The sequence below is a fragment of the Brevundimonas sp. genome (assembly GCF_004210735.1).
Lineage (GTDB): Bacteria > Pseudomonadota > Alphaproteobacteria > Caulobacterales > Caulobacteraceae > Brevundimonas.
On record NZ_SDZL01000075.1, the window covers coordinates 1 to 9,111 of the forward strand.

8 protein-coding genes are annotated in these 9,111 nt (G+C 65.2%); all 8 read left to right on the forward strand.

From position 1 onward, the window contains the following. Nucleotides 1–296 precede the first annotated feature (296 nt). Entirely contained in the window at nucleotides 297–1,025 is a 729-nt protein-coding gene (locus tag EON91_RS12905; RefSeq protein ID WP_292095471.1) for a carboxypeptidase-like regulatory domain-containing protein, read from the forward strand. A gap of 169 nt (nucleotides 1,026–1,194) precedes the next feature. Next, nucleotides 1,195–1,878 carry a hypothetical protein gene (locus EON91_RS12910; protein ID WP_292095474.1) on the forward strand — a complete coding sequence of 228 codons (684 nt, stop codon included), beginning with the start codon at nucleotides 1,195–1,197 and terminating at the stop codon, nucleotides 1,876–1,878. Next, a complete protein-coding gene (locus EON91_RS12915) occupies nucleotides 1,878–2,555 on the forward strand; it encodes a hypothetical protein (protein ID WP_292095477.1) in 678 nt (225 codons plus the stop codon). The genes EON91_RS12910 and EON91_RS12915 overlap by 1 nt, the downstream gene beginning before the upstream one ends. 38 nt (nucleotides 2,556–2,593) lie before the next feature. Continuing rightward, complete coding sequence (locus EON91_RS12920) at nucleotides 2,594–3,253, forward strand: hypothetical protein (protein ID WP_292095480.1); 660 nt, start codon at nucleotides 2,594–2,596, stop codon at nucleotides 3,251–3,253. Between the two features lie 42 nt (nucleotides 3,254–3,295). Beyond that, nucleotides 3,296–3,730, forward strand: a complete 435-nt coding sequence (locus EON91_RS12925; protein WP_292095482.1) for a hypothetical protein — start codon at nucleotides 3,296–3,298, stop codon at nucleotides 3,728–3,730. A 99-nt stretch (nucleotides 3,731–3,829) separates the two neighbouring features. After that, the gene (locus EON91_RS12930; protein WP_292095484.1) at nucleotides 3,830–4,090 is read left to right on the forward strand and encodes a hypothetical protein; all 261 of its coding nucleotides are present in this window, start codon (nucleotides 3,830–3,832) and stop codon (nucleotides 4,088–4,090) included. 332 nt (nucleotides 4,091–4,422) lie between these two features. Beyond that, nucleotides 4,423–5,604, forward strand: coding sequence for a hypothetical protein (locus EON91_RS12935; RefSeq protein WP_292095487.1), 1,182 nt, complete (start codon nucleotides 4,423–4,425; stop codon nucleotides 5,602–5,604). Nucleotides 5,605–5,761: 157 nt separating this feature from the next. Continuing rightward, nucleotides 5,762–9,111, forward strand: a 3,350-nt coding sequence (locus EON91_RS12940) for a hypothetical protein (protein WP_292095490.1), incomplete at its 3' end; no start/stop codon positions are given.

Consider the following 9,111-nt stretch of genomic DNA (forward strand, 5'->3'; position numbering starts at 1 on the left):
GCATATCGGGGGAGGGGGCGGCCCCAAAGGGGGCTGGAACGCCCTCAGGTTGCGGCGTCTTTCAGGCCAGCGTCGAACCACAGGCCGGCGCGGCGAGCGAGGCGAACGACGTCGATTTCCACTGATCCGGTCTGTGGCGCGGAAGGCCGATGGTTCGGCCGATCATCTGCTCCGGCGTCCGGTCTGGCCGGCCCGGGTGTTCGTAGAAAACTGATCGACTTTTTGACGGACCGTCGCGGTCGCCTTGTCGCCGTCGGCCCGGCCCGCTTCCTGCGAAGGTGTAACGGAGCCTCCCAATGCGACCTTCATCCCCGTTCTTTGCCAAGGGCGCCGGCGCTCTCGTCATCGTCGTGGCGCTACTGCTGGCGGCCACCGCAGCCCTGTGGGGTACGGCGCAAGCGCAGAGCGGCGTTGTACGCGGCCGTGTGACCGACGAGGCGGGGCGGCCGGTCGCGGGCGCTCAAGTCGGGGCCTTCTATCAATCTTTCGGCGGCGGTCAGTTGCTGTACGGTGGGAGCTACAACCGCCAGGCCGTGACGGGTCCCGATGGCCGCTACTCCATCTCTCTTCAGGGCTTGCCGAGGGGCGAGTATGCCGCGTCGGGTGACCTGAATTCAATCAGCCTGCTGCCCGAGAACCCGACGACCTTCGCCAGCAACGCCGTCAGCGTGCGGAATTTCACCTACCGCATCGTTGAGTCGACCAGCGAGAATGAATACGGCAACGGCGCCATCCTGGCCGTCGCCAACGATATTGGGGAATTCACCGATTTGGCCGGACTGGAGCTGACCTTGCGCTCGCGGGAGACGGGCCAGGTTTACACCAAGACGGTTCGGCGGACGGGCGAGGGCTATGCCGTGACGGGGCTTCCGTTCGGATCATATGAGGTGAGTGGTCGCCTCAATGGGCGCCCGGTCGGGATCAAGCCGCATAGCGTCGATGACGATCCGTTCAGATCTTCGGTCGTCCTGTCGGTGCGGCCCGGCGACATTCCTCGCGTGATGCGCGCGATGATCAAGCCCTGAGTTCGGACGCATCGAGGCCGCCTGCTGCCAAGCGGGCGGCCCTGACGCATCTCTCGCCGCTGTGGGGCTCGACGTAAATCGGTCGTGCGTTCGACGGTTCGTCGCTCGCCTAGAGCGCTGCACCACCCCCAGGATTAGGCTGACAGTGAACTTTTGCCGACAGGACAAAATGTATACTCACCCAAAGATCATTGCCGCCGCCGCCGCCGCCGCCGCCGTCGCTCTGGTCATCGCCTCGCCGGCTCCAGCCCAAGATTTTCTGGGTGGGCTAGCTCGGGGCGCGGCGCGCCAAGCCGCCCAGGCGCTGGCGGATCGCGCCACCCAGGCGGTGACGCAGCCGCGGCAGCCGGCCGCTACGCCCGCGCGTCCCGCACCGGCCCCGACGCCCAGCTCTGGGGCGCCGCGTGCGCCGCAAACTTCTGCTGGGGCGGCCCCGGCCTCGTCCACGGCGCCGCTTCCCATTCCGACCAACCTGTCACCTGCACTGCGCAGTCCGGGGGAGTTCGAATTTTCCCAAGCCGACCAGACTGCCAAAAAGGCGTTCGTGGATTTCGGCAAGGTGTCGTGCAGCAGCTGCGAGGGCGGGTACAGCTTTGACACCTGGGCCCAGCACCAGATCCCCGGCATGTTCGGCAAGCTTGGCGATCACCTCTGGGGGTTGTCAGTCGGGGAAAGCCTGCGCTGGACCGGTACGGGCGGGGGCGGCGCCTATGCCATCACCATCGCAAGCGAACATCCGGTCAACGGATTCCCGTGCAAGCAACTCGACTACACGGGCCGAAAAGGCGCGCAGTCTGCGGGCTATCGCGGCCTGATCTGTAGGAGTGGCAATGGCGGGAGCGTGCTGTTCTAATGGAACGGTTTCAGCAAATGCAGCACCACTACGCCAGTTTGGCGCGCGCCTGCGCCGGGGTGTGCCTGGCGATGCTGTTGGGCGCGGCGGCGACGCCGGCGCTGGCGATTCAAAGCGACGACTATGTCCAGGAACCGGGGATGGGGCTGAACGAGGCGGCGCCGGAAGGCGTCCCGTTCGAACTGCCCGAGGGTCTGACGCTTGAGACGCCGATCAAGGGCTATAACGCCGCCGACCCGGAGGGCTGCGACCAGAAATATGAGGATCAGGCCGTCGGCGGGGGCGAACAGGTTCGGATCTGCCTTGTGTTCAACAATAACTCGGATCTTCCCGCCAACCTGCAGATGCCGCCCGGATTGATGTTCGTGTCGCGGAGCACTGACATCCAGAATGGGATGATCACGCAGCGCATCGCGATCGAGGTACCCGCAAAAACGCGATACTATCAACCTATCTTCATGTCGTGCCTGAATAGCGGCCGCGACACCTCTGCCTTGAGCTCCGAATACGACATGGGGCCCGTTACCAAGCTTCCGGCCTTCCTGGAGCTATTCAAGATGCTGGAGGGCAAGGTGCTCGACCGCTGGGGATGGGCCGTCGTCGATATGGCGGTCAGCGATATCGCCGATACCGGCGAGATCTCCGAGGCTGCCCGGGAGCATATAGAGGCGTTGTGATGAGCGCTGTCCGTTTTCAGTTCAAAGGAATCACCAGGATGCGGCGTCTTCTGTCCCGTTCGGCGCTCACTGCGTTGGCTGCGGCGATCGCTCTGACCTCTGCGGCGCCCGCGATGGCGGTGGCGCAGGACATCACCTATGCCCCGGGCATGGGCACCAACGAGGCTGAGCCCGAAGGGACGCCATTCGCCTTGCCTGACGGGCTGACGGTGGAAGCGCCGATCCGCGGCTACAACACTGCGGATCCCGAGGACTGCGACTACAAATACCAGGACCAGGCGGTTGGTAAGGGCGAGCAAGTGCGGCTCTGCATGGTGTTCAACAACAACACCAATCTACCTGTTCCACTTGAGCTGCCGCCGGGGCTTATCTTCGTTTCGCGCAGTCGCAAGGTGCAGAACGGCATCATTGCGCAACGCATTTCGATCATGGTGCCGCCGCAAGAGCGCTACTTCCAGCCGATCTTCACCTACTGCACAAACAGCGGACGTGACTCCGCCGCGCTGGCCAGCGAGTTCGACATCGGCAATGTGACCGACATTCCCGCCTTCCACGCCTTGTTCAAGATGCTGGAGGGCAAGCTGATCGACGACAGCAATTTTGTGGTCGTCAATCAGGCGGTGAAGGCGATTTCGAACGGCGAGGAGTTGGACGCCGATCTGCTGGCCGAGATCGAGGCGCTGCCGTCGCTGCTTTGAATCCTGCTTACAACCGGCGCGCTGCCGCCCGGAGGTGTTGAAATGTCCCGTCGCCTGTACATCACGCTCATATCCGCCGGTGTCGTCCTGATGACGACGCCCGCAAACGCTCAGGATTTTCTGAGCGGGCTGCTGCGCAGCACAGCCGAGAATGCGGCGACGCAGATCGTCAACCGCGCCGTCACGAACGTGACCAGCCCTCGTGCGCCGGCGCCCTCAGCCACGACGACCCCGGCTGCTCCCGAGGAGGTTCGGCAGCCCGCTCCCGCTTCGGGCCGTCCTCAAGTGAATTATCAAGGCACGCCCGCAGAACAGCAGGCGTTTCGCCTGTCGAATATGCAGGCTCGCGGCCTGCCCCCGCCCACAGGCTGGTATGTCCTCAAGCCGGAACTTACGCGTGAGCAGAACTGCCAGGCGATGAAGGCGGCCAACCAATGGACCGAAGCGCGATCGGAGAACCCATGCCGACCGCAATAGACCGAAAGTAGCCGAGGCGTCGCCGCGACACTCTCGCCGCATGAAACTCAGCCCGCGATGCGGCCTGCGGCGCAGGCTCCGTTGCAGACAGCGGGCGGCGTGAAACGCACCAGAACCCCGTCGGGCTGGATCGGTGACGGCCTCACACCCCATATGGCGCCCAAGCTGGATGAGGCCAGGCGGCGTCAGGCGTTCCGGGACAGCAATCTGTTCCGCCGCAACTCCCTGCCCGCGGACGGGCCGGTCAACGGCTGGTACCAGCACAACCCGAACCGGGATCGCCAGGAGAACTGCAACACCATGCTGGCGCGCGGGCAGATGCCGCAGGATCCGGCGCGCAACCGGTGTCGTCGGCCCTGACGCAGCGTCGGCCCTCGTGATGGAGGGTTCACCATAGAGCCTGACGCCTTTGACGCTTTCGGCAGTCGGGGCGGTTAGCTCTATTATGGCGGCGTCGGCGCTGTTGTTGCGCTTGCGACGCCAACGGACTGGTCCGTGATCTGCGCCTGAGGCTCGTCGGACCGCCTGAGCTGCGGCGTCGCGGGGGCTCAAGTTTGGCGCGACCAAAATGTAACCAGCGTCTCGGCTGGGCCGGCGCAGGGGCGTTGGTCTTAAGGCGGTCGTCCGGCGGCTGCTCGCGGCGAAGCACTCCTATAGCCAGCACGGATCACTGATCCGCCAAGGAACCCTTCATGTCCTTCCGTCGCATGGCCGCCTTGTCGGCAGCGCTGCTCGCCGTTGCGGGATCGGGCGCCACCCAGAGCCGCACGACCGACCCGGTAGCCACCTACTGGATGACCGCCTACACGACCGTCGGCATGCCGATGTCCAGTGGCGCCTCGCGCATGGCCATGTTGTCGGCGTTGACGTCGGGCGGCGCGCCCAAGCAGTCATTGCTGCTGCAACTGGGAACCAGTCGTGCGCCTGAGGGACGGCCGCAGGCTGAGCATTTGGCCCCCACGGGGTTGGGCGCCGGCCCGCGTCTTGCACTCTCGGTCAAGCCGGCGGATCGAAACGGCGACGGCGTCCCGATCGAGGAAAGGCCCGCAGAATCGGGCCGTATGCTGATCTATTACGGCTGTGGTCACGACACGCGCGGCCGCCAGCCCATTACGATCCAGCTCAATCAGGACGGCGCGCGCCAGATCGCCGCGATCGTGGCGACGCACCGTACGGCCCAGCTCAATCCCCCCTCGGCGAACAGCAGTCGAACCTATGCCGAATGGCCGGGCCGGGGACGCCCGCAGTCGCCGACGGGTTCGCTGGTCGGTGAACATCTGGTGTCGGGAAACTATACCCCCGACATTCGCTTCACCCTGGACGAGACCCAGGACTTCCTCGCGCCCCTGCAGCTGACGGGGCTGGGCCAACCCGGGCCCGTACGCGTCGGCTGGAATGCAATCCCCCACGCCAAGGGTTACCTGGTCTCGACCATGGGTCAGAACGAGGCGGGCGATATGGTGATCTGGTCGTCTAGCGAGACGCCCGCCGTGCCCATGAACATCCCCGACCTGTTGACCCCCGCCGACCTGACGCGATTGCAGGCCGCCAAAACCGTGATGTCGGCCTCGGCCACCAGCTGCGCCATCCCGACCGCGGTGACGACGGCGGCGCCGGATTCGCTGCTGCGCGTCATCGCTTATGGCGGCGAGACCAACATCGCCTGGCCGCCGCGACCGACCCAGCCCGGGGCGGTCTGGAACGTCGAGTCGGTGGTCAAGGTCCGCTATAACTCGACGGCCGGCGCCATTCTGAGCATGGGCGTCGATGAAGCTGACGAAGAGGCCGCAGCGCCCGCCAGCCCGCTGGACGCCCTGCCGGGCGGCCAGGCGGCGCGCGCCCTGGGTTCGGCCCTGAGCCGTTTCCGTCGCTGACGCCTGACCCTCCGCGGCGCCTGGGGGCGACAAGGGCGATGCCAAGTTCGACGTAAGTTCGTCGAGGGCGCGTCGCAACGTCGCGCGACTGTTTCAGGCGCGAAATTTATCGTCGAGAGGGGCGGTCCTGTCTTTTCTGATCTGGACCGTCCCCCTCATGCGCCCCTTCGCTCCCAAGACCTCTCTCGCTCGCATCCTGCTGGCCACCACCGCGCTCGGCGGCGCCCTGGGCGTCATCGCCACGACGGCCCAGGCCGCAGACGAGTGCGGCGCGCCGGTGAATGGCGTGGTGACATGTGCAGCGAGCGGCTCGCCCTACGGGGAGATCAGCTATGTCGATCAAACCAACCTGAAAGTGAATCTCGACCCGGGGGTGGAAGCGGGTAGTCTGTGGATGATCGGGACAGGCGCGCTGGAATTGGATGCTGGCGAAGGCGTCGCGATCTCCGCCTCGGGAACTAACGTCACGGCCGTCCGCGTGGCCAGCCTGGAAGGCAGCGCAAAGGTCGCCGTTGACACGGTTGCTGTGACCGGAGGTCAAGTATATGGGGTCCTCGCCACAGCCAACCAGGCGGTCAATCTAACTGCTCGGACTGTGACCGCTTCGGGCCGTGAGGCCTTCGGCATCCAAGCATACTCCACCCACGGTGATGTCGACGTCAAGGTGGGCACCGTCGAGGTGACTTCCAACCACGCGTCTGCTGTAACCATCGGTATATCGACCCAAGCCCGTGGTGGAAAGTCCGTCAATATCGAAGTGGACAGTGTTGTCGCCAGGGCGACAATGGTGTCGCCTAACGGCACCGCGGGCATTACCGTTGATGCAGCCACACGGGCTACGATCAAGGCGAACAACGTCGAGGCCTACGGTCGGGCGGCGAAAGGCGTCGTGTTCTACGGCACGTCCAACGATGACGGCGTCGTTGCAGCTGATGTCGGACGCGTTGTTGTGGACGGTGAGAATGCGGCTGGGCTCATGTTCGGCGCGTCCACGGACCGAGGATACTTCGACACGATCAGTGCTATCGTCGATGAAATACAGGTCGGCGCCACGGGAATCGGCGTGCGGATTTATGGCGGCGCGTCCAGCGCTTCGGCCGAGTGGGCGAACGATCTCGATATCGGCCTTATCACCGGTCTGGGGTCCGGCGTTGAAGCCGATGTGGATGCGGGCGGCAGCCTGCGCATAAGGACCGAGACGATTGACGTGGGGGGCACAGGTATCCGGGTCGTCGCCGGTGATAGCCGGACCTTGATCGACAGCGGATCGATCGAGACCTCTGACGACAACGCGCCGGGCATCCATGTTTATGACACCGAGAATGTCGCGGTCGACGCCGTCTCGATCACCACGGCAGGGTATCAGTCGCACGGCATGCTGATCGACGGGGTCGGCGCTGCGACGCTTAAAACCGGAACCGTCTCCACCACTGGAGAGGCGGCGGTGGGTGTGTGGGTTCTGGACACGGATCAGATCGTCGTTGATCTGGGTGACATCGCCACGACCGGCGACGGATCCCATGGCGCTGTCCTGCGCGGCAATACGGTGACGGGCCGGATGGACAGCATCGTCACGCGTGGCGTGAACGCGAACGGCCTGATGCTGGGGAGTATGTTGGGGGGTACGGTCGAGGTTGGGTCGATCCACACTTACGGCTCGAACTCGGCGGGGCTGAGCGCCACCATCGGCGCATTGAGCCCTCCTCAGCTGACCGCGGCCCAACCGCTGCTGAGACTGGACGTCGGGTCGGTCCGTACCGAGGGCGAGAGTGCCACCGCTGTGGCGCTTTACAGCGTGGGCAGTGAAATCGTCGGCCGTATCGAAACCATCGAGACGACGGGAGACTTCTCCGAGGGCTACTTCGTCGCTCAGGAAGGGGGAGCGATTACGGACATGACGCTGGGGTCAGTGACGACCCACGGCGACGAGTCGTCTGGCCTAGATCTCTGGGTCGCAGGAGGCGAACTCTCGGTGGCGACCCGCAGCGTCACCACCCATGGCGACTTTGCCTACGGCGCCACCCTGCAGATGCTCGACGGATCGGCCGACATCGCATTCGACACGGTCGGAACTGCGGGGCGTGAGTCGCACGGAATTCTGGTGACTGGCTCACAAGGCGCGGCCCTGGTGCGCGCCAACAGCGTGACCACGACGGGTTACGACGCCGACGGCGTCGTCCTGGCGGGCGAGGATGCGATGCGAATGACCGCTGAACTCGGCTCGGTCACCACGACGGGCGACAACGCCAACGCCATCACCTCCCTGTATCAAGGGAAGGGGGACAATAGCGAAGCGCTCAGCGTCAAGGCGGGCACGGTGACGACCTCGGGCGCGAATTCGACGGCGGTCAATCTTTACGCCGCGGACCTGACCGTGGACATCGGTCGCATCACGACCACCGGGGACTTCTCGGCGGGCGCCTTCCTGAACAACTTTGGGACCGACGATGAGGCAGTGAGCTTGCGCGGTCGGATCGGCGTCATCGACACGTCGGGTGAAGAGGCGCTCGGCCTAGTCATTCAGCATTACGAGCGGTTTGATCTGGGCGTGGGTGCGATCCATACGCGCGGCCAGGGCGCTACGGGCGTTCTTGTGTCCTCCGCTACCGCTGCGGGCGGTAAGCTCGTCGTGGACGCCATCCTTACCGAGGGGGACGATGCAAAGGCGGCCGATCTCGATGCGGACAGCGGCGGGTATGACGTGACCGTTGACATGCTGGAGACCCGGGGCGATCGCGCGACCGGCGTCACGGTCACTGCGGGCGACGACTCCTCCATCACGGTGGGGGCGGCGAAGACCAGGGGCGATCATGCCGATGGCGTTCATGCAAATATCTTGGGCAGCGGCGCCCTGGGCGTCACCGCTGAGGACATCCGCACCACCGGCGCCGGCTCGGCCGGCGTGAGGGTTGCCGCAGATGAAATCGACCTGAAGCTGGGCTATATCGATGTCGCTGGCGCCGACGCAGATGCGGTGGTCGCGAATAGCCATGGCAAACTGACCCTGGCCGTCACGCGCCGTCTGGGATCGGCCGGTGGTGTCGCCGCCTACCTGACGGGCGAGACTGTCAATGTGACCCTGGGCTCGACCTCCGTGGTCGCGGGTGGTTCGGGCGGCCTGCTGTTGTCGGCATCGGAGGGTTCGACCATCACCAACGGCGGCTCGATCTCAAGCGCTAACGGCTATGCGATCGAGGCCGAGGCGGGCGCGGTGACGCTGAACAACAGCGGTCTGGTGTCGGGCCGGGTGCGGTTCTCCAGCGCGGACGACGTGGTCAACAATGCGGGTCGTTTCACCGCCGATGGCGACAGCGTCTTCGGCGCCGGCGACGACGTGTTCAACAACACCGGGGTCATCGATCTGGCGGCGGGCGTGACCGGGGCGGAGTTCGTGGGCCTGGAGCGTCTGAACAATTCGGGCGTGATCGACCTGACCAACAGTGTGGCGGGCGACGTCTTTACGCTGGACGGTGTTCTGAACGGTCAGACGGGCGGCCGCATCGGGCT

Bases quoted from the DNA above. Each gene is read 5' to 3' on its own strand.
- EON91_RS12915 (WP_292095477.1), top strand. From the start codon at position 1,878: ATGGAACGGTTTCAGCAAATGCAGCACCACTACGCCAGTTTGGCGCGC.
- EON91_RS12925 (WP_292095482.1), top strand. From the start codon at position 3,296: ATGTCCCGTCGCCTGTACATCACGCTCATATCCGCCGGTGTCGTCCTG.
- EON91_RS12935 (WP_292095487.1), top strand. From the start codon at position 4,423: ATGTCCTTCCGTCGCATGGCCGCCTTGTCGGCAGCGCTGCTCGCCGTT.
- EON91_RS12910 (WP_292095474.1), top strand. From the start codon at position 1,195: ATGTATACTCACCCAAAGATCATTGCCGCCGCCGCCGCCGCCGCCGCC.
- EON91_RS12920 (WP_292095480.1), top strand. From the start codon at position 2,594: ATGCGGCGTCTTCTGTCCCGTTCGGCGCTCACTGCGTTGGCTGCGGCG.
- EON91_RS12905 (WP_292095471.1), top strand. From the start codon at position 297: ATGCGACCTTCATCCCCGTTCTTTGCCAAGGGCGCCGGCGCTCTCGTC.